The following is a 21,547-nucleotide window of genomic DNA, read 5'->3' as shown; positions in this document are numbered from 1 at the left end:
TTTGCCGGAAGCTGAAGAATGACACCGGAACGTCTCACCCAGCTGGTCCCCAACCTGCTCAAAGTCTTAAGCCCCTCCACAGCCACCTTCCCCCAGGGAAATCCTGCGGCAGCCTATCGCTGGGTGGAGGCTATTGAAGAACTTCCCGAGGCCCAAATTACTGACGGCCACCACCGACCTCTGTGGCCAGAACCACCTACTGTCGAGGTCAACACCTATACAATTTCAGCTGCACCTGAAGTCGAGCTGTTACCCGGAGTCAATGAGGGCCCAGTTCAATTTATTAATACTCCCGGTACCAACCCACTGGGGACTCATGTCCCCGCTCTTAGCCGGTGCCGTCGGGTACACGAACAGGTAATCATTGCAACCGGCGAACTGAATTTCGAATGTGTGGACCTCACAATACCGGGGCCACTGCCATTTTCTTGGAAACGATACTACCGCTCTAGTATCGATGAAGACAGTGGAATTGGAGCTGGCTGGCGTCATTCGCTGAGCGAACAGTTACTGGTGCAGGATAACCAAGTAGAACTGTTTAATGCCGAAGGCCGCAAGATTCAGTTCCAGTTACCCGCGATTGGGCACGGCTGTTATAACCGCTTCGAACGACTGCTGCTATTCCGGCAGAGTCTGCACAGCTATCGACTCTCCACCTTTAATGAGCCCGATAAAATTTTTCGCGCAGATGGAGTCAACAGTGCACTCCCGCTTACCGAGATTCGAGATCAGTTCGGCAATTCCCTAACCATTGATTACAGCGAAGGGTTACCCAGAAAAATTGTCAGCTCCTGGGGGCGGGTACTCGACTTCGAAAGCCGCGGCGGGCGCCTTACCAAACTGCTGAATAACCACGCTCCCGATGATCAGCGCAATCTGTGCAGCTATGAATTCCAGGGCGGTCTACTAACCGAAGTCCACAGTAATCACGATCTGGAGAGCTATCACTATCACGATTTATTGCTTGTGCAAGCGCACAGCGGTGTGAGTGGCAAGCGTCAATTTGAATACGACCTGCAAGGGCACTGCCACAGGCTGATACAAGAGGAATCGGAAACATTATTAACCTGGCAACACAACCGTGGGAATTGCCAGGTAGAAAATACTGAGCGAACTCCACAACAGCTGCACTTCAACCAGTTCGGCCAGCTCACCAAAGAGCGTCAAGGGCAGCGGCAAAAAAGCTGGCTCTACGACTGTTACGGGAATCTCTGCCAGCAGATTAATGCCGATGGACAGCGTACCTTCTTCCGCTACGATGAATTTGGCCGCTTGCGGCGCATCACCGAAGGGAGCAACAGCAAGCGTTATTTATACAGTGAAGACGGCTACCCACAGGCAGTACAGTTAAGTGAACAACAATCATGGCTGTTCTCTTACAGCGACAAGGGACGGCCACAGGCAATTATCGACCCGGAACAGCAAGAGTGGAAATTGCTCTATAGCGATCGCGGTTTGCTCTCGCAAATTACAGATCCCGAGGGCGGCTGCATTGAGTTTACCTGGGATGGCCAGGGGCAGTTACAAACGGTGCGCCGAGGGGAAAAGCAGTGGGGTTTCGAATACGATCACTGGCAGCGCATGACCACGCTGGTCGTCAATGGGGAAACTTGGCGTGAGTGGCGCTATGGCCCCACCGGCGAATTACGCGAGTCCCACATAGGCAGCTACCAATATGGAATCGATTACTGCGAGCGTGGCCAACCCCACGCCATCCATGCCAGTAACAGCCAAAGCTTGCAGTGGGACTACGATAGCTGCGGCCGTATTTGCCAGATACATTTCGCCGATGGCAATCAATGGGCTTTACACCACAATACCCAGGGCCAGTTGACCCAACTGCAAACCCCCACCGGAGATTACTGCTGGCAATATGATGGACTCGGCCAACTGATCAGCCACCGCACCCCGGACGAGCGCCAACTCACTTGGAACTACAGCGTTGATGGCAGCCTAAGTGAATACTGTGATAACGACTGCCGTTGGTACTTCCACTATTACGACAGAGGCACCCTCGCCAGCATACGCAATAATAATGGCCAAATTAATGAGTTCCATTACGATACTGAAAAACGCCTGATTCAAGCTAACAATTTACATTCATCTGTCCGTTTTAAATACGACCGACGCAACCGGGTTATCGCCGAGAACCACGACAGCAGTGACGTGCGCGATTTCAGCCTGAGGTATCAGTACGATTCACGCGGCTGGTTGAGAAGCGCCAGCTCCGACAACCTCGACTTGGCCTACACGCTCACACCCTGTGGTGCGCTTTACGGTGTGGATGGCAATGGCGAGCCGGTGCTGCGCAGTGAGTTCAAAGAGCAAAACACTATTCATATCCAGGGAGAGGTGCGCAGTACAGTCAAACATCGGTTTGGAAGCCCTTTTAGCCTGGAAAGTGGACTCGCCCTCGCTTGGCAATTTGATAAGTGCCCCCCGCTACAGCTCACTACTCCAATACGCCAGACCGGGTTTCCCCAGGCACAAATTGACAGGGATAAGCGCGGCAACGTGGTCGCCGAGCGGCAAATTCCCGGGCGCAGAGATTATCAATACCAGTACGACGGTTGGGGGCTGATGAGCACCGCAGAATGCGGCGATTTTAAAACTCATTTCCGCTATGACCCGTTCGGGCGCCGCCTGAGTAAAACCTGCACCCATCGGAAATCGTCACGCCAGCGCCGGGTCACCAGCAGTTGGAGTGGCCTGGGCATCTGGGCTGAAGCACACCAGATCGATGGTAAATCCCGCGGCATCGGCCATTGGATAACACACCCCTTAAACGGATCCGTACTCTGCCACTGGAGCTCCGGCCGCTGTGAGTACTATCACACTGACTCACAGGGAAAACCGCTGGCTATTTTCGACGCACAGGGCACGGTGCAATGGTCTCAGGGAAAAGATGCCGAGGACAGAAATGGCCGAGCTTTTGGACAAACTCCTGGCCCCTGGCGCGGTATCGGCTTGATCGCCGATATTGAGACTGGCCTGTGGTACACCACTTCCGGATATTGGAATCCCGCCCTGCAAATGTGGCTGAACGGCTCAAGGATTTTCTCTCACACTACGTCCAATATGCCGCTAATCAGGCTCTAAAATCCTACTGGCGCCCCTCATCGGGGCCCACCCTCGCCTGCTCTATTCCCTAAACTTAGAGCTCTCAATTGTGAACGTAACCATGCAAGAATCCCCGAACTTTGAAATTGGCGGTATCGCAGTGGCCAAGGGGGAATCCCGCCATATAGACCTGCCTGTAGTCAGCCTCTACACCAATACAGAAATGGCCATACCCGTTTATGTACAGCGCGGTAAACGGGAGGGGCCCACGATTTTTGTCTGTGCGGCCGTGCACGGCGATGAGCTGAACGGCATCGAAATCATCAGCCGTTTGATTCAGAGCCGCAGTCTAAAATCCCTTCGCGGTAACCTGATTGCCGTACCTATGGTCAATGTCTACGGTGTGCTCCAGCACACCCGCTACCTACCCGATCGCCGCGACCTCAATCGCAGCTTTCCCGGTTCAGCCAAAGGCTCCCTGGCTGCGCGAATGGCCCATGTGTTTCTACGTGAGATAGTGGCCAAATGCGATTACGGCATCGATCTACATACCGGGGCCGCCCACCGCAGTAACCTTCCCCAGGTACGCGCCAATCTCGACGACGATGTGACCCGTGCCATGGCCAAGGCTTTCGGTGTACCGGTATTGCTGAATGCATCGATTCGCGATGGCTCCCTACGCCAGGCGGCCGCAGATCGGGGAGTGAGAATCCTCCTTTATGAGGCAGGAGAAGCCCTGCGCTTTGATGAGTTGTGCATTCGCGCTGGGCTGAAAGGAGTGACTAACGTTCTCAGGCATCTGGGTATGCTCCCGGTAAGGCGCAGACGCAGCTTAATAGAACCCTTTATCGCTCGTAGCAGTGGCTGGCTAAGAGCTGGCGACAGCGGCATAGCCACCCACCTTAAAGCGCTTGGTGATCAAGTGTACGAAGGTGACCTGCTCGCCACTGTTGCCGACCCCTATGGCAATGAACTAGACCAGGTACGCAGTAATGGCGAGGGAATCATAATCGGCAAGCAGAACATCCCACTGGTGCAGGAGGGCGAGGCGATGTATCACATCGCCTATTTCCACGAACCCCAGGAGGTAGTTGAAAACCTCGAGTTATTGCAGGACAGCCTACTACCGGATGAGAACTTTTAGAGGCGCCCTACTGTTTCTGAAGCAACTCCAATACCTCTTTACTGGGAAAGCCCTTCTCCTCCACACCGGCGCTCTTCTCGAAAGCCTTTATCGCTTTTCGGGTTCCCGGACCAGCTTTACCATCAATTTCACCACTGTAGAAACCCTTCTGCTTCAGCAGTTTTTGCAACTGTTCAACTTGACTGCCGTCGAGGGGAGTAAATGGGCGGTTCCAGTCTTTCACCAGCGGCGCGCCGCCGCCAATACGATCCGAAAGTAAACCGATGGCTATAGCATAACGATCGGAGTTGTTGTAACGCTTGAGTACAAAGAAATTCTTAAATACTAGAAATGCCGGACCATTGCGCCCATCAGGCAGCTTCAGCTCCGCCACAGCTTTCTTACTTGGAAAGGGCTCACCATTGGCGCGCTTGACTCCGAGCTTTTCCCACTCCGCAACTGTCAATTTACCGCCCGGCATTTTCTTGGCGGGAATGGTGACTTCATAGCCCCAGGGCTTACCTTTCTGCCAGCCATTACTGGAAAGCAAATTGGCTGCGGTAGCCAGTGCATCCGGCACCGAATTCCAGATATCACGCTTGCCGTCGCCGTCGATGTCTACAGCATAAGCCTGGTAACTGGTGGGGATAAACTGCGTATGCCCCATAGCTCCTGCCCAAGATCCAAGCAGGTGTTGACCTTCAACATCACCGGCCTGCAGGATTTTCAGTGCCGCCAACAACTGCTGCCGACCAAACTTCTTGCGCTGGGGATCTGCATAGGCCAGGGTCGCGAGGGAGCGGATTACACTGCGCATTACCGTCTCATTGCCAAGAATGCCTCCGAAGCTCGATTCCACCGACCAGATTGCCAGTAGGATATTGGGGTCCACACCGAAGCGCTTCTCGATTTTATCGAGCCAGGGCTGCATCTTCTCTTTTTCCCGCTTGCCCCGCTCGATAGCGCGCTTTTGCACACGGTTGTCGAAGTACTGCCACACCGGCGCCTTGAATTCCGGCTGGTAACTGGCTCTATCCAGTACCCACTGGTCAGGAGAGGTAATGCCTTTAAAGGCCTGGTCGTAAACCTGAGGGGAAATCCCATTCTTAACGGCCGTTTGGCGGAACTCCTTTACCCACTTTTCAAAAGCCGGGTCCGGCTTATCGGCAGCCTGAGCCTGTAGAGTGAATAACGCCAAACAGAGGGTAAGAACATAGAGCAGTGCGGGGAACCGTTGCAATTTGGGCATGGGAGTACCTTTGACACGACATTTCGCTCGCACAAGGTTAGAACGAGCCTCTCTCTTCCGGAAGGCGGATTTCTCCAATGGTGTCATCCGCTTGATCCGTCATTAATGGGGACAGTGGAGTCGAAAGGAAGTTCTGGTGATGGCGAGGCCCTGTGACCAGGGCCACAAAATCAGGGAATGACGTAAAAGAGTACGGCGAAGAAATGCAAAATACCGCCAGCCAGCACAAATAGGTGCCAAATAGCGTGGTGAAAACGCAGGCTGCGCCACAAATAAAAGGCAATACCGCCGGTATAACAGAGCCCCCCCAGCACCAACAGCCATAGACCACCGGTCTCAAGACTATTCGCCAGGGGCTTGATTGCAGCGATAACCACCCAGCCCATCAGGGCGCTGAGGGTGATCGACAGTGCACGGATCTTTTTCAAGGGAGTGAACTGGATAATCAAGCCCAGCAGTGCCAAGCCCCAGATAATGCCAAACAACCACCAACCCCAGGGCCCGCGTAGAGTCACTAGGGTAAAGGGCGTATAGGTGCCGGCAATCAGCAGAAAAATTGAGGAGTGATCCAGAGTTCGTAATATCGCCTTGGCGCCTATATGGCTGACGGCGTGATAAAGAGTCGAAGCGAGGAAACAAAGAATCAGGGTAGAGGCATAGACACTGGAGCTGACGATATGCCAGGCATCCCCACGCAGTGCGGCGAAACCAGTGAGAACACCCAAACCAGCAATAGCCAGAACGGCTCCGATACCGTGGGTTACGCTATTGGCAATCTCTTCAGCAAAGCTATAGCGGCTGGTAACGGAAACGGAAGAGGTCATAAATTGGCCCGATTGAATTCTGGTAGCGAGTGGCTTCAAAACCACTCGACCGATAACTTGAATCAGGTCTAATGATCAAAGGCCTCACTAAAAATAGCAAGGCCAGGGTTTGACCGTAGATTCACAAGCAGGCTTTAGAGGCTTATACGCTCGCGTTATGGATTCCCATTTCACATAGAGCGGAAGAGGCGCGAACGATCGTCTCGTTGCGGTCGGGACCTGTAGAAACAATATCTACCGGCGCACCCACCAGCTCTTCGATACGGGAGATATAAGCCTTGGCATTGGCCGGCAGGTCCGCCTCACGACGTACACCGAAGGTATTCTCTGTCCAGCCAGGCATGCTTTCGTATACAGGCTCTACCCCTTCCCAACCGGCAGCGTCGAAAGGTACCGGTACTTCTTCTCCGGCACTGTTGCGGTAACCGACACAGATCTTCACTTCCTCGAGACCATCGAGTACATCCAGCTTGGTCAGACACAAGCCGGAGATACTGTTAATACGAATAGCATGACGTACGGCAACGGCATCGAACCAGCCGGTGCGACGCTGGCGCCCGGTAGTAGCACCAAATTCATGTCCCTTCTCACCCAGGTGACGCCCTACTTCACAGTCGAGTTCGGTGGGGAAAGGGCCACTACCAACGCGGGTGGTGTAGGCCTTGGTGATACCCAGTACGTAATCCAGGTAGAGGGGGCCAAAACCAGAACCAGTGGCGGTGCCGCCAGCAGTGGTATTGGAGGAGGTCACAAACGGATAGGTACCGTGGTCAATATCCAGCAGGGAACCCTGGGCCCCCTCAAATAGGATGTGCTCACCCTGTTCTCGGGCCTTATGCAGCTGGTCGGCCACATCGATGATCATCGGCACCAGTTGCTCACGCCAGATCTTAGCCTGCTCGAGAGTATCCTCGTAGCTCACCGGATCGACTTTGTAGTATTCGGTCAGGGCAAAATTGTGGTAGTCAATCAGCTCCTTGAGCTGATTGCAGAAGTTCTCCCAGTTACACAGGTCACCGAGGCGCAGACCGCGGCGGGCAACTTTGTCTTCATAGGCGGGACCGATACCGCGACCGGTGGTACCGATTGCTTTGGCACCGCGCGCCTTTTCACGGGCCTGATCCAGTGCCACATGCACCGGCAGAATCAGAGGACAGGCCGGAGACAGGCGCAAGCGCTTGCGCACTGGAACACCGCGCTCTTCCAACTCAGACATTTCCTTGAGTAATGCTTCCGGTGACAGCACCACACCGTTGCCGATCAGGCAGGTCACGCTGGGGCGCAGGATACCGGAGGGGATCAGGTGCAGTACAGTTTTCTCACCGTCGATCACCAGGGTATGGCCGGCGTTGTGTCCGCCCTGAAAGCGCACCACCAGGGAGACCTGTTCTGTCAGCAAATCGACAATTTTACCCTTGCCTTCATCGCCCCACTGGGTACCCAGCACTACTACATTCTTGCCCATCTGTATCAATCTCTAACTCAGGTTTCGTTCTGCAGGAGGCCGAGAGGCCCCTACATCAATGAATCTTGCGGGGTTCACCGCACCAATATAGGCACATTATTGGCACATCCGCTGCGCCCGCCTTTGTTCAATCCCGGGGCTTTACCACCCAGGAGTTGCCCTCGAATACCAGCTCGCGATCACAACGCGAATGAAGATCGCTCTCTGCGCTATCGGAAAGAGTGGCAATGACCACCTCTCCCCGCTCGCGCAGCTCATCAATTGCGCGCCACAGCCCGGCGCCCTGGGGACCACTTACCTCCGGCGCGAGTATGGCGCCCTCAGCGGGTATCGCGCTGGTACCCAGCGTGTTGAGAGCCACTAAATCACTACTAAAGCCCGTTGCCGGGCGGTCCCGGCCAAATACTGCACCGATACCGTTGTAGCGGCCACCATTGGCGAGTGCCTGCCCGTGGCCCGGTGTGTAAGCGGCGAATACCAAGCCGGTTTCATAGTCGTATCCACGCACTTCACTCAAATCGAAGAACAGGGTCACCGCCGGGTAGCGCTGCCCCAGAGCCTCGGCGACCTGCTGCAGATCAGACAAAGCATCCAACAGAGCCTGCGGCGCTCCCGCCAACTGAGTGGCGGCTCGTTCCAGGCAGTCAAGCCCGCCGGCAAGACTGGGGAGAGCTTGCAGCCAGCCCGATACCTGTGAATCACTAATATTCTCAGACACCCAGCTGTAAACATCGGCACTGGCCTTGTTCTGCAGCAGCGCGGAAAGTTCTTCACGCTCACTGTCACCGAGCCCGGCTGCCTCGGCGAGACTTCGGTAAATCGCTACATGGCCGAGGTCCAAATAAATATCTTCTACCCCGGCAACCTGCAGGCTCTCCAGCATCAGGGAGATCACTTCGATATCTCCACTGAGGCTGTCCACGCCAAACAATTCCGCACCTATCTGGATCGGCGCACGCGAGCCCATCGCGGTACGTGGCCGGGTGTGCAGGACCTGACCCGCGTAGCACAGGCGGTTAGCCCCCGCACGAGGAAAACTATGCGCATCGATACGCGCGGTCTGCGGGGTAATATCGGCGCGAATACCGAGTGTGCGGCCGGAAATCTGGTCTGTGACCTTGAAGGTGCTCAGGTCGAGATCACGCCCCATACCAACCAGCAGGGACTCGGTGAATTCCAACATTGGCGGTATCACCAACTCGTACCCCCAGCAATGGTAGAGGTCCAACAGTCGGCGGCGCAGGGTTTCAACTTGAACAGCTCCCGCGGGCAAAATCTCCGCGATGCCATCCGGCAGCATCCAACGATCGGCTTGAGTCATGGTGAAACGGACTTTTCAGAGTTAATGAGGCGCGTCGGCTTCCACAAAAAAACCGGGCGAGGCCCGGTTTGCGTGATTTTAGCACCAACTGCCGGCAGGAAGGTAGGGCTGTCGCAAGGACAGCCACGACCTCGGGCAAACAGCTGGGGGTTAGGGATAATCCGCTGCCATTTGCCCCGCAAGTTGGTTTATTGCCCTTTAGGGTCCTTCAGATAGCGGAAAAACTCACTATCCGGATCCACCAGCAACATATCGGATTTGCTGCGGAAAGATTCCCTATAAGCCTGTAGGCTGCGCGTGAAGCGGTAGAACTCGGGGTTCTTGGTATAGGCTGCGGCATAAATCGATGCAGCCTCCGCATCCCCAGCACCACGCAGTTCTTCGGCCTGGCGGTAGGCCTCGGACTCAATCACCACCTTTTGGCGATCGGCATTGGCTTTGATCCGCTCACTGGCCTCCTGCCCTTTGGCTCGGTGATCCCTTGCCTCCAGCTCACGGCCTGCACGCATACGCTGGAACACGGACTCGGAGACTTCTGGTGGCAGGTCGATGCGCTTGACGCGCACATCGATCACCTCCACACCCAAGTCGCCCTGAGCAACCTTATTCAGGTTTTTGGTGATCTCCGCCATCAGCTCATCGCGCTCACCACTGACTACCTCATGCAGGTCACGCACACCGAACTGGTTACGCAGCTGATCGTTGATCCGCTCAGACAGTAGACGCACCGCATTGCGCTCATCGCCACGGGTAGCGATGTAGAACTTACTCACATCGGAGATACGGTATTTAGCGTACGAGTCCACCATCATGAACTTGTTTTCGCTATTGAGCATACGCACCGGGCTTGAATCCACAGTTTGGATACGAGCATCAAACTTACGCAGCTTCTCCGCAAACGGAATCTTGAAGTAGAGCCCCGGCTCGGTATAGGTGCGCACCAGCTCACCAAAGCGCAGCAACACGGCCTTTTCCGTTTCCTTCACCACGAAGGCGCTGGAGGAAACCAACAGGACGACGAGCAGCAGTGCAACAATAATTCCCAAAGATTTGTTGTTCATTCCATCACCTCCTAGCGAACAGTCTGGCTGCGGCGGCTGCTGGCGGCATCCTGACGCAGGCGCTCGACGATACGCTGGTAGACCTCTTCGATTACGATCGGGGAGGTGTCTTTACGTTGGGCCGCCTGGGATGAGCTCTCCTGTGCCAGCTTATCCAGCGGCAGGTACATCATGTTGTTGCCACCCTCGACATCCACCATGACTTTCGAAGTACTGGACATTACATCCTGCACCGCATCCAGGTACAGACGCTCGCGAGTCACTTCCGGCGCACGCTCATACTCTGTGAGCAGCTTCTCGAAGCGTACCGCCTCACCGCGGGCACTCTCGACTACACGGGCCTTGTAGGCTTCCGCCTCTTCGATAATGCGCTGGGCCTGACCGCGGGCAACAGGGATCACCTGGTTGGCGTAAGCCTGGGCTTCATTTTGCAGACGCACCTCATCCTCGCGGGCCTTGGTTACATCGTCAAAGGCATCCTGCACTTCGCGGGGCGCCTTGGCGTCAGTCAAGTTCACCACATCGATACGGATACCCGTTTGGTACAAATCCAGGTACTCCTGCAGGCGCTGTTGGGTGTCGGTGGATACCTGGGTCCGGTTTTGCGAAATCACACCGTTCAGAGTGAGAGAGCCCACTACGTGGCGCAGGGCACTGTCAGTGGCCTCCTGTAGACTCTTCACAGGTTCGCGTACACGCAGTACAAAAGACTCCGCATCACTTACCTGCCATTGCACGGTCAATACCACTTCAACGATATTGGCATCTTCGGTCAGCATCTGTCCGGTGGTGCGCTCGGTACGCACCTCAGTCATATTGACCTTGGTTACACTGTCGATCAGCGGTGGATTCCAGTGCAGGCCGGCCGATTCGGTCGAGTGGTATTTACCAAGGCGCAATACCACCGCCTGTTCGTTGGCATTGACCTGATAAATACCAAGCCCTGCATAAATCAATACGGCAACAACAATCACCAGCATCCAGGGAAAGTTGCCCGTTCCAGTACTGGGACTGCCACCAAACAACCCACCGAGTTTCTGCTGGACTTTGCGGAACAGTTCGTCGAGATCCGGTGGGCCATCGTTATTGCGGTTACCACCGCCGCCACCCCAAGGGTCTTTGCCGTTGTTACCACCCGGTTCATTCCAGGCCATCTAAATTACTCCAACTCTGATCATTTAAGCTTTGACTCCGGCGGATTCTAGCATTCCCCGCCGGCAAAATATTGCCGCCAGACCTCTGCTGAAGGCAAGTTTGTCGCAATTGGGGCCGCATCAGCCACACGAAAATGTGCTGGCGCTAGTGTTCTTGCGCCTCATTATCATCGGGAAGTGCCTCTTTTGGCAGCCACTCCGGCTCTTCACCACCATCTGTAAATGGGGCCAGTAAACGCTGGAAATCACTGCGCGGAAGCAATAACTGCAATTCGCAATCGCCATTATCCCGATAGTGTTCGCTCTGCACCGCGTTGATCTGGTAGAGCTGTGCGCGCAGGCGGGATTGCTGTGGTTTTACCACCAGCAGCCCCTGTACCATCTGCTCTCCCAGGCGCTCTGCAATCGCCTCCACCAGCAGGTCACAACCAGCACCGGTCACCGCTGAGAGCCAAACCGCACGCGGTACCCCCTCTTCATCGCGGTCAATGCGGGGCTCACTGTCGGCGAGCAGGTCGATTTTGTTGTACACCAGCAGCTGCGGGATATCCGCAGCACCAATTTCTTCCAGTACGGTCTGAACCTCTTCCATCAGGTGCAGACGATCTTCTGCGGCGGCATCCACCACATGTAGAAGCAGCGTTGCCTGCGCAGCCTCTTCCAGGGTCGCGCGGAACGCCTCCACCAGTTTGTGTGGCAGGTGCGAAACAAAACCTACCGTATCAGCAAGGATCATGGCGCCGACATTGGGTAATTCAACCCTTCGCATAGTAGGGTCTAAGGTTGCAAACAGTTGATCGCGCACATACACGTCGGCATCAGTGAGCCTGTTAAACAGAGTCGACTTGCCGGCGTTCGTGTAACCCACCAGGGAAACCGTAGCCACTTCGGCACGGGAGCGCGCACGCCGGCCCTGCTCTCGCTGGCGGCGAACTTTTTCCAGGCGCTTCTCAATGGAATCGATACGCGCACGCAATAAACGCCGATCCGTTTCCAGCTGGGTCTCGCCCGGTCCGCGTAAACCGATACCGCCTTTCTGCCGTTCCAGGTGGGTCCATCCTCGCACCAGGCGGGTGGTCATATGGCGCAATTGCGCCAACTCCACCTGCAACTTACCTTCATGGGTGCGCGCACGCTGGGCGAAGATATCCAGAATCAGGCCGGTGCGATCCAGCACCCGGCACTTGAGTTCACGCTCAATATTGCGCTCTTGGCTGGGTGAGAGGGTGTGATCAAAGATCACCAGCTCGGCACCCTGCTCTTTCACTTCCTGGCGAATCTCTTCCAGCTTACCTCGACCAACAAAGGTTTTAGGGTCTGGAGTGGCACGTTGTCCAAAAATAAAACTGACCGGATCGGCTCCGGCAGAGAGGGCCAGCTCCTCAAATTCGCGAGGATCATCGGGGCTGTCTATAGCGGAGAGTTCAAGGTGTACCAGTACTGCCAGTTCACCAGATTCCGGTCGATCGAAAAACAATGGGAAATCTCTATATGAGGAAATGGGCGCCTATCTGGCTCCCTAGATTGAAATGGCAGCCGCAAGTCCAACTCCGGATTCACTCGGCTGCTTGCGCCCCGGTAACGGGGCGCGAGTCTCGTTAAGCGCAACTCAATCAGCTGAAAGATTCGCGCTCACCGCCTTCACCATTGCCCTCGCCGCCATGCTGTGCGGCTGGGTTCAACAGGGGAACGCGCACTGCGCGGGACGGTACAACAGTGGAAATAGCGTGCTTGTAAACCATTTGGCTGACGGTATTTTTCAGCAACACCACAAACTGGTCGAAAGATTCAATTTGCCCTTGGAGCTTGATGCCGTTTACCAGATAGATAGAAACCGGGATACGCTCTTTGCGCAATACGTTGAGGTAAGGGTCTTGTAAGCTGTGCCCTTTTGACATCTTTTTTCTCCTTGTCAAAAAGCTGAATGCGGTATGCAGGCCGCAATCGTATCCGCGAAGTGCGCGGATCAAAAAACGACTGAGGTCGAATACGCGTAATAAGTAGTGTAGTTGCGAGCCGGAAAAGGCCGACCCTGTGAAAACTGACTGACTGAGCTTGTCGTTTTATAGCCCAACCACGTTATGGATGCTCAAGCGAGAAATTTCAAGGCTTCGGCCAATATTTCATCATTCTCACGCACCCTACCCTCGCTGTCCTGAGTGTACAAAATTTCCAACTCGGGCCAGCGCCGCAACCACGTCAGCTGTCGCTTGGCCAACTGGCGGGTGGCGGCAATTCCCGCAGCAACCATCTCATCATAATCGCAGTGCCCTTCCAGATACTGCCAAACTTGACGATAGCCCACCGCACGAATCGCCGGTAGATCCTCATGCAGATCGCCACGATCAAATAAACCGCGCACTTCCTGCACAAACCCAGCTTCGAGCATCCGCTTAAAGCGCAGTTCGATACGCCGATGTAGCAGCGACCTGTCCCGGGGGATAATCGCCAACTGAGTCAAGTGGTAGCGTTCCTGTACCCCACCACCAGATTGTTCTCGACGCAACTGGGAAAGAGGGACACCGGTAATCCGATAAACCTCCAGTCCCCGCTCTATGCGCACTGAGTGATTGGGGTGCAATTCTGCCGCCAACTGTGGATCGACCTGTGCCAGCTCCGCGTGTAGCGCGGGCCAGCCCTCGCGTTCGGCACGCGCTTCAATCTCGGCGCGCAGCTTCAGGTCGGCCTCTGGCAACTTTGCCATTCCTTCCAGGAGAGCACGGAAATACAACATAGTTCCGCCAACCAGTAAAGGGATCTTACCGGCTGCGCTGATTTCGTCCATAGCTTCGAGAGCATCTTTGCGAAATCGGCCGGCAGAAAAAGACTCGCTGGGATCACAGATATCGATCAAGCGATGGGGATAGCGGGCCAGCTCCTCCGCGCTGGGCTTGGCCGAGCCCACGTCGAGACCCCGATAAACGAGAGCCGAATCCACACTAATTAATTCCACCGGCAGGCGATCGGCCAAAGCCATGGCCAAATCCGTCTTGCCCGATGCCGTGGGACCCATCAAAAAAATTGCGCGGGGTTTATCGTCCAGAGTGCGCTCGCTCAAATCACCACCTACTTCCAAAACGCGATTATTGACCGCGCATAAACCACTTATCCATATCCGCCAGTTTAACCTGGGTCCAGGTCGGACGGCCGTGATTACACTGGCCGCTGCGCTCAGTGCGCTCCATATCCCGCAACAGCGCGTTCATTTCCGGAATCGTCAAGCGGCGGTTGGCGCGTACAGAACCGTGACAGGCCATGGTGGCTAGCACTTCGTTGATTTGCTCGCCTATACGCTCGCTGTCACCCTGCCCAAGTAAATCTGACAACACATCGCGCACCAGTTGCTCCACCTGAGCACCGTGCAACATGGTCGGCACCTGCCGTACCAGTAAAGTTTCCGGGCCTGCGCGCTGTAGCACGAAACCGAGAGCCGTAAACACTTCGCTGCGCTCCTCGAAGCAATCCGCCTCGCGCTGGCTGACCGCCAGGCTCACTGGTACCAGCAATGGCTGTGCCTGAATACCGCCCGCAGCATGGGCCACTTTCATCTGTTCATAGACAATACGCTCGTGGGCGGCGTGCATGTCCACCACGATCATGCCCTGCTCGTTCTGCGCGAGGATATATATGCCATGCAGCTGAGCGATGGCAAAACCCAACGGCGGAACATCTTCTCCATGAGCACTCTCATTAATCGTGGGTGCCTGCGCAGCCATTGGTGCAACAGGAGCGCCAGCCGGAGGCGCATCTGGAGAGGGTACCGCAGGCTCTGCAACAGCCGCCGGCTCCCGATAGGGTTGATGCAAGGCACCGTAGGCATTCATTTGCTGCTGTAAGCTCGCCGGTGAGGGGCGATTGGAGAGCGGCATTTTTTGTTGGCCGGAAAACTCTCCTGCCTGAATACCACTGACTCTTTCAGCAGCACCATTTTCTTGCCCATCAGTCTCTTCAGCTTGCTCATCTTTCTGCCCAGGGCGCACATCCGCCAGAGCCCGATGCAAACTGCCAAACAAAAAGTCGTGTACCAAGCGACCATCGCGGAAACGCACCTCGTGCTTGGTCGGGTGTACATTTACATCTACCGATGCCGGGTCCAGCTCCAGATAGAGCACAAACGCCGGATGGCGGCCGTGATAAAGCACATCCGCAAAGGCACGGCGCACCGCATGACTCACCACCTTATCGCGGATAGCACGCCCATTGACGTAGAAGAATTGCAGATCGGCCTGGGAGCGGGAGAAAGCCGGCTCGGCCACCCAACCCCATAGGCGCAAACCACTGCGCTCCACATCAATATGCAGGGCGTTCTGCATAAACGCCGGACCGCATACCTGCGCCACGCGGCGCTCCATCTCCACACGGCCGCTGCCGGCGCGCAGGTTGTGCACGCCCTTGCCGTTGTGGCGCAGAGTGATAGACACATCGAAGCGGGACAGCGCGAGGCGCTTGATGGTGTCATCGATACGGTTAAATTCAGTCTTCTCGGTGCGCAGAAACTTACGCCTCGCCGGCGTATTGAAAAATAGATCACGCACATCCACGGTGGTGCCGCGGGGGTGGGCCGCTGGGGCCAGCTGCGCCTGCATATCACGGCCCTCGGCACTCACTTGCCAGCCCTTGCCGCTCTCATCGCGGCTACTGATCAGATTCAATCGCGCGACAGAGGAAATACTGGCCAGGGCCTCACCACGGAAACCCAGGGTGGCCACCGCTTCCAGATCTTCCAGTACATGGATTTTCGATGTGGCATGACGCGCCAACGCCATGGGTAAATCCTCTTTCTCGATACCCTTGCCGTTATCCCGCACTTTCATGCGCTTGATACCGCCATTATCGATATCCACTTCCAGTCGCGTGGCGCCGGCATCCAAACTGTTTTCCAGCAGCTCCTTAATTACAGAGGCGGGGCGTTCGACCACCTCACCGGCAGCGATCTGGTTGGCGAGACGCGGAGATAATTGCTGGATACGTTCGTGCATAACTCTGACTTGTTAACGCTAATTTGAAGGGCCGATAAGTCGATAACTTTGGGGCTAACCCGAGGGGATACTCAGAGTCTGCCCCACGCGGATCACTGAGCTCTTAATACCGTTGGCTTTCTTCAGGGAGGCCACGGAAATCCGGTAACGCGCGGCAATTCCGGACAGTGTCTCGCCGCGGCTAATCACATGGCGACGCGACTTGGCAGGCTTGTTGGCTGCCAGCCAGGTACCCGCCGGAGGGTTAGCGCGAAAGTAAGCCACTATACCCTCACTGAGCTTTTCTGCCATACGCTGCTGAAACTTGGGATCACTCAATCGTCGTGACTCGTAGGGGTTAGTGATAAAGCCCGTTTCCACCAAAATTGAGGGTACATCCGGGTTGCGCAACTCCGAAAAATTCGCCTGCTCGACTTTCTTTTTGTGCAAGTGTGTAAAGCTGGCCAGTGAATTCAGTACACTGGCGCCAATATCCAGGCTGGCATTCATGGTGGCGGTCATCGACAAATCCAGTAATACCCCGGCCAGGGTGTCATCCTTGTCATCCAGGCTTAAGTCACCGGCACCGCCTATCAGGTCGGATTCATTTTCCCGCTGGGCCAAGAAACGTGCTGTCTCACTGGTAGCGCCGCGCGAGGAAACGGCATAGACACCGGCACCGCGGGCCTCCTTGCGGGTAAAGGCATCGGCGTGAATCGAAATGTACAGATCAGCGCGCATTTTGCGCCCCTTCTTCACCCTCTGACGCAGGGGAATAAAGTAATCGCCGGTTCTGACCAATTTCGCGCTGAAACCCCGCTCACGATCGAGTTCTTTGTGTAGTTTTCGCGCAATAGCCAGCACCACATCCTTCTCGCGCAGACCTCTGGGACCCAGTGCACCCGGGTCCTCACCGCCGTGACCAGCATTCACGGCAATAACGATGTCGCGTTCAGTACTCACCTGCTGCAGGGTCTTCTCTTGATTTTCCACTTTGTCGTAAAGATCAAGCACCAGGCGATCCGGCAGTAATTCATGACGGCGCAGGGAAAAACTGCGCGGATTGATCTGCTGCTTCAGATCGAGGACAACGCGCAGGTCTTTCTTGTTGTGGCGGGCGTGGCGTACTTGGGCGATGGGAGTACCCTTCAGGTCCAGAGTATCTAACTGCGCCTTCAATTGGGTATCGGCAATATCCACCACAACACGGTGAGGCCCACTCAAGGTGAACAACTTGTGCTCCGCCGGGCCGCTCAAGTCGAAGACCAGGCGCGTGTGGTCCGGCGCCCGCCACAGGCGCACGCCCTCCACTTCAGCCGCCATCAGCGGCAGTGCAATTACCAGCCCAGTTACCAGGGCCACCAGCGAGCGCCACATCCTACTCATTACTTCCCAACCCTTTCACTTATTGTTTTTACACATCCCTGAATCCAGGCCAATTGCTATTTATTTAGCATCTTTGCCAGAGTATCGAGTACCGCTTCTCCCTGTTTGGAATGGGTATTCAACAGCAGCTGGCGGCCGCTGTCCGGTACTTGCAGCGTCAATTCCAAGTCTGGTTCGGGCAAAACGCCAGCGCCGCGTTCCGGCCATTCCACCAGGCTCAGGCTATGCGTGGCGAAATAGTCCCGCACCCCCATAAACTCCAACTCCTCGGCATCTCCCAGGCGATAGAGGTCGAAGTGATATACCCGCTGGGGGCCGAGTTCGTAGGGCTCAACCAGGGTGTAAGTGGGGCTCTTCACCGCGCCCTGATGCCCAAAGGCTCTAAGCACACCGCGACAAAAGGTGGTCTTGCCAGCACCCAGTTGGCCATTCAGGTACAGAGTGAGCCCCCGCTGTAGACCACTGGCCAGGCAGGCGCGGCCCAGCGCTTCGCCGCCGGCCACCGTTGCCTCTTCGTCCGCTAAATGCAATTTCAGTTCACTCACTATCAGTCCACCAACCGTCGAATCCAGGGCAATAAATCTGTAGCCAACAAACCGCGCTGACCATCCTCCGCGGCGCGGTTACCCGCTTCGCCATGCAGCCAAACTGCCAGGTGCGCCGCATCTACCAAAGGCAGGTGCTGACCGATCAAGGCCGCCACTATTCCGGTGAGTAGGTCACCCATGCCTCCCGAGGCCATACCCGGATTACCGCTGTTGATCAGATCGACACCGCCTTCGTGGGCAATCAGAGTGCCGGCGCCTTTTAGTATCACCACACCACTGAATTTCTGCTGAACTGCCATCGCCGCCGCGCGGGGATCTGCCAGTACCTCGGCGGTATTGCAGCCGAGCAGGCGCGCCGCCTCGCCGACATGGGGCGTCAGCACCCAATCATCGCGTTTTACACCAGCGAGTACCCGCCCAACGGCGAGGATATTCAATGCATCCGCATCCACCACCAGCGGCACCTGAGCGCGGCCGGCGCGGGCCAGTAACTGTTCGCTCCAGGGAGAGCGGCCAAGACCCGGGCCCACTGCGATGACATCGGGCCCCTCTAAAAGTGGTTCCAGTTCCTGGCCAGAAATAACCGGATGAGCCATGACCTCTGGGCAACGGGTCAAAGCGGCAGTTAAGTGTTCCGGGCGAGTTGCCAGGGAGATCAGACCGGCGCCACTGCGCGCAGAGGACTGCGCCGCCATCAACGCTGCGCCACCGAAACCGCTGTCGCCACCGACTATCAAAATATGGCCAAACATATTCTTGTAGCTGTCCGCAGCACGCTCGGGCAGGCGTTTCAGGCTGGAGCCCTCAAACCGTTGCGCCAGGGGCTCTACTGCTTGATAAACCGGTGCGGGGGCACCCAGATCGGCAAAGATCACCTCGCCACAAAGCGCCGGACCACGCCCACAGTAGAGGCCCAGCTTGCGACCGATAAACGTCACGGTCATATCGGCCTGAACGGCCAGATCAGCGCCGCCGCTATCGGCACTCAGGCCAGAGGGAATATCTACGGAAAAAACCGGACCGGGACTCTTGCGAATTCGCTCAATGGCATGAGCAACATCCTGACGTAATTCACCGCTAATCCCTGTCCCCAGCAGTGCATCTACGATCAGGGTGTTGCCGTCGGCACTGTCCAGCTCGGTCAGCGAGGTCAGCACCTGAACGCCTTCGCGAACGGCGTAGGCATAGGCCTCGCGGGCATCGCCCTTCAAGAGTTCGGGGTCAGTACAGGCAAACACCGTCACCGGTATCTTCTTCTGCGCGGCCAGAGCCGCAATCACATAGCCATCACCGCCGTTGTTGCCACCGCCACAAAATACCTGGATGCGGCCGATATCTGCCCAGCGGGCGCGTAAATGGATGAAAGCAGCGCGGGCCGCGCGCTTCATCAGCTGTATCGAAGGAATTTCCAGCGCGGCGATTGTTTGTCGGTCGAGTTCCCGTACCGATTCGGCACTGTACAAAGGTTGTGGCGTATCCATGCGGCTCCCGCAATGTGGTGAAGATGTCATCTGTGGCAAAATGGGCGATTGTATCGCTGCCACTTGCACTGACAGCAAAGTATACCGCCCCGGCCAGTCATTGTGCTTGCATGGGATATCGAGCCGCTTTATCTATGACCGAATCACTGCTCGCCGAATTAGCCGACCTGATCAAACTCTGGGGACGGGAGCTGGGCTTCCAGCAGGTTGGTATCACCGACTGCCAGCTGGAGGAGGACGGTGAGCGCCTGCGCGCTTGGATCAATAAGGGCTACCACGCGGATATGGAGTGGATGGGCGCCCACGGGGAAAAGCGCTGGCGCCCGGCACTACTGGAAGTGGGAACCGTGCGCGCCATCAGTGTGCGCCTGGACTACCTGCCACCGGATACCCAGCCGATCAAAGTGCTCAAGGATTCCAGTAAGGCCTATGTCTCCCGTTACGCCAATGGTCGCGACTACCACAAGCTGATTCGCAAGCGCCTGGCCAGCCTGGCCAAGAAGATCGATGCCTTCTGTGCCGAACAGGGTATCGATTCCAAGGGTCGCGCCTTTACCGACAGCGCACCGGTAATGGAACGCGCTCTGGCGCGCAAGGCCGGCCTCGGCTGGGTCGGCAAGAACTGCCTGCTGATCAATTCCAAAGCTGGCTCTTTTTTCTTCCTCGGCGAGATCTATACCAATCTGCCCTTGCCTGTCGATGCCGGAGATTTTGCCGACGAGTGCGGCGATTGCGTGGCCTGCCTTAAAGTCTGCCCAACCGATGCCTTTATCGGCCCGCGCACCTTAGATGCCGGGCGCTGTATCTCTTACCTAACCATCGAAAACAAGGGGCCGATTCCGGAGGAATTCCGCGAGCCCATCGGCAATAGGGTTTTCGGCTGCGACGATTGCCAGACAATCTGCCCCTGGAACAAGTTCGCCAAACCCACCGTAGAGCAGGACTTCCACCCGCGCCACGGCCTCGACAACGGCGAGCTATTAGCGCTGTTCAACTGGAGCGAGGAGGAGTTTTTGCGCAAGACCGAGGGCTCGCCAATCCGCCGTATCGGCTATGAGCGCTGGCAGCGCAACCTGGCGGTGGCGCTCGGCAATGGCGCGGCCAGCGAGGAGGTATTCGAAAGCCTGGAACAATCGCGGCAAACGGCCACGCCTCTGGTGCTGGAGCATATCGATTGGGCCCTGGCGCGGCTACGCAGTGGACGCAAACGCAAACGCAAGATCAAACGCGTAACCTGAGCCCCTTATCGAGGCACAGAAAAGAGTCGGGGCAGCAGAAAAGAGGCTCTAATCTGCCGAGAGCTCCGCTAAGTCGGAAGCTTAACTGAGGCGAAAGAAGGTCTCGCGGTAGTGGCGCAACTCTTCGATGGAATCGCGAATGTCGTCTAGAGCCAAGTGACTACTGTGTTTTTTCACCCCATCCAACACATCCGGACGCCAGCGCCTGGCCAGCTCTTTCACCGAACTCACATCCAGATTGCGGTAGTGGAAGTAGGATTCCAGCTGCGGCATATATTTGACCAAGAAGCGACGGTCCTGGCCGATAGAGTTACCGCACATGGGCGAGGCACCCTCCGGCACCCAGTGGCGTAAGAACTCCAGGGTCTCTCGCTCCGCTTCCCGCTCGGATATATTCGATTCCTTTACTTTTGCCACCAAACCAGAACCGCCGTGTTGCTCGGTATTCCAGTCATCCATGGCATCCAGCAGGGCTTTGCTCTGGTGAATCACCATCGCCGGGCCTTCGGCGAGCACATTCAGCCGCGAATCGGTCACAATGGTGGCGATTTCGATAATGCGCTCTTTTTCCGGATCGAGGCCGGTCATCTCCAGATCTATCCAGATCAGGTTGTTCTGATCCACAGCGGGTCTCCTCAAACTTTCCGCGCAAGTTACCGCAACTACCCGGCAATGGCTA

General features: G+C 56.2%; 17 protein-coding genes. 3 read left to right on the top strand and 14 right to left on the bottom strand.

Annotated elements, in window-relative coordinates:
- Positions 1 to 18 precede the first annotated feature (18 nt).
- Positions 19 to 3,099 (top strand): DUF6531 domain-containing protein, encoded by a 3,081-nt coding sequence (locus tag ACJJJA_RS02480; protein WP_444887804.1) that lies wholly within the window; start codon positions 19 to 21, stop codon positions 3,097 to 3,099.
- Between the two features lie 82 nt (positions 3,100 to 3,181).
- The gene (locus ACJJJA_RS02475) at positions 3,182 to 4,204 is read left to right on the top strand and encodes a succinylglutamate desuccinylase/aspartoacylase family protein (protein WP_444887803.1); all 1,023 of its coding nucleotides are present in this window, start codon (positions 3,182 to 3,184) and stop codon (positions 4,202 to 4,204) included.
- 7 nt (positions 4,205 to 4,211) lie between these two features.
- Here ACJJJA_RS02475 and ACJJJA_RS02470 read toward each other — a convergent pair whose 3' ends face one another.
- The 13 genes from ACJJJA_RS02470 to ACJJJA_RS02410 form a co-directional block, all read right to left on the bottom strand.
- Positions 4,212 to 5,432: a lytic murein transglycosylase gene (locus ACJJJA_RS02470; protein WP_444887802.1), complete on the bottom strand. Its 1,221-nt coding sequence runs from the start codon at positions 5,430 to 5,432 to the stop codon at positions 4,212 to 4,214.
- Between the two features lie 170 nt (positions 5,433 to 5,602).
- A complete protein-coding gene (gene trhA, locus ACJJJA_RS02465; protein ID WP_444903661.1) occupies positions 5,603 to 6,256 on the bottom strand; it encodes a PAQR family membrane homeostasis protein TrhA in 654 nt (217 codons plus the stop codon).
- Positions 6,257 to 6,398: 142 nt separating this feature from the next.
- Positions 6,399 to 7,721 carry an adenylosuccinate synthase gene (locus ACJJJA_RS02460; protein WP_444887801.1) on the bottom strand — a complete coding sequence of 441 codons (1,323 nt, stop codon included), beginning with the start codon at positions 7,719 to 7,721 and terminating at the stop codon, positions 6,399 to 6,401.
- A 127-nt stretch (positions 7,722 to 7,848) separates the two neighbouring features.
- Complete coding sequence (locus ACJJJA_RS02455; RefSeq protein WP_444903660.1) at positions 7,849 to 9,042, bottom strand: ATP phosphoribosyltransferase regulatory subunit; 1,194 nt, start codon at positions 9,040 to 9,042, stop codon at positions 7,849 to 7,851.
- Positions 9,043 to 9,230: 188 nt separating this feature from the next.
- Positions 9,231 to 10,103 carry a protease modulator HflC gene (gene hflC / locus ACJJJA_RS02450; RefSeq protein WP_252084208.1) on the bottom strand — a complete coding sequence of 291 codons (873 nt, stop codon included), beginning with the start codon at positions 10,101 to 10,103 and terminating at the stop codon, positions 9,231 to 9,233.
- An 11-nt stretch (positions 10,104 to 10,114) separates the two neighbouring features.
- Positions 10,115 to 11,257: an FtsH protease activity modulator HflK gene (gene hflK / locus ACJJJA_RS02445; protein WP_444887799.1), complete on the bottom strand. Its 1,143-nt coding sequence runs from the start codon at positions 11,255 to 11,257 to the stop codon at positions 10,115 to 10,117.
- A 145-nt stretch (positions 11,258 to 11,402) separates the two neighbouring features.
- Positions 11,403 to 12,734: a ribosome rescue GTPase HflX gene (gene hflX / locus ACJJJA_RS02440; RefSeq protein ID WP_252084206.1), complete on the bottom strand. Its 1,332-nt coding sequence runs from the start codon at positions 12,732 to 12,734 to the stop codon at positions 11,403 to 11,405.
- A gap of 136 nt (positions 12,735 to 12,870) precedes the next feature.
- Positions 12,871 to 13,155 carry an RNA chaperone Hfq gene (gene hfq, locus ACJJJA_RS02435; RefSeq protein WP_020413623.1) on the bottom strand — a complete coding sequence of 95 codons (285 nt, stop codon included), beginning with the start codon at positions 13,153 to 13,155 and terminating at the stop codon, positions 12,871 to 12,873.
- 191 nt (positions 13,156 to 13,346) lie between these two features.
- Positions 13,347 to 14,270 (bottom strand): tRNA (adenosine(37)-N6)-dimethylallyltransferase MiaA, encoded by a 924-nt coding sequence (gene miaA, locus ACJJJA_RS02430; RefSeq protein WP_444905279.1) that lies wholly within the window; start codon positions 14,268 to 14,270, stop codon positions 13,347 to 13,349.
- A 70-nt stretch (positions 14,271 to 14,340) separates the two neighbouring features.
- The gene (gene mutL, locus ACJJJA_RS02425; RefSeq protein ID WP_444903659.1) at positions 14,341 to 16,236 is read right to left on the bottom strand and encodes a DNA mismatch repair endonuclease MutL; all 1,896 of its coding nucleotides are present in this window, start codon (positions 16,234 to 16,236) and stop codon (positions 14,341 to 14,343) included.
- A 54-nt stretch (positions 16,237 to 16,290) separates the two neighbouring features.
- Positions 16,291 to 17,601, bottom strand: coding sequence for an N-acetylmuramoyl-L-alanine amidase (locus ACJJJA_RS02420; RefSeq protein ID WP_444903658.1), 1,311 nt, complete (start codon positions 17,599 to 17,601; stop codon positions 16,291 to 16,293).
- 56 nt (positions 17,602 to 17,657) lie between these two features.
- On the bottom strand, positions 17,658 to 18,146 hold the full coding sequence (gene tsaE / locus ACJJJA_RS02415; RefSeq protein WP_444903657.1) for a tRNA (adenosine(37)-N6)-threonylcarbamoyltransferase complex ATPase subunit type 1 TsaE: 489 nt from the start codon (positions 18,144 to 18,146) through the stop codon (positions 17,658 to 17,660).
- A gap of 2 nt (positions 18,147 to 18,148) precedes the next feature.
- Entirely contained in the window at positions 18,149 to 19,630 is a 1,482-nt protein-coding gene (locus ACJJJA_RS02410; protein WP_444903656.1) for an NAD(P)H-hydrate dehydratase, read from the bottom strand.
- Positions 19,631 to 19,764: 134 nt separating this feature from the next.
- Here ACJJJA_RS02410 and queG point away from each other — a divergent pair, with 134 nt between their 5' ends.
- Entirely contained in the window at positions 19,765 to 20,868 is a 1,104-nt protein-coding gene (gene queG, locus ACJJJA_RS02405) for a tRNA epoxyqueuosine(34) reductase QueG (RefSeq protein WP_444903655.1), read from the top strand.
- 81 nt (positions 20,869 to 20,949) lie between these two features.
- Here queG and orn read toward each other — a convergent pair whose 3' ends face one another.
- On the bottom strand, positions 20,950 to 21,492 hold the full coding sequence (gene orn / locus ACJJJA_RS02400) for an oligoribonuclease (protein ID WP_444883459.1): 543 nt from the start codon (positions 21,490 to 21,492) through the stop codon (positions 20,950 to 20,952).
- Positions 21,493 to 21,547 lie beyond the last annotated feature (55 nt).

It is taken from the genome of Microbulbifer mixtoriginis (SeqCode), assembly GCF_052466865.1.
This window is presented reverse-complemented; position numbering and strand designations above follow the sequence as displayed.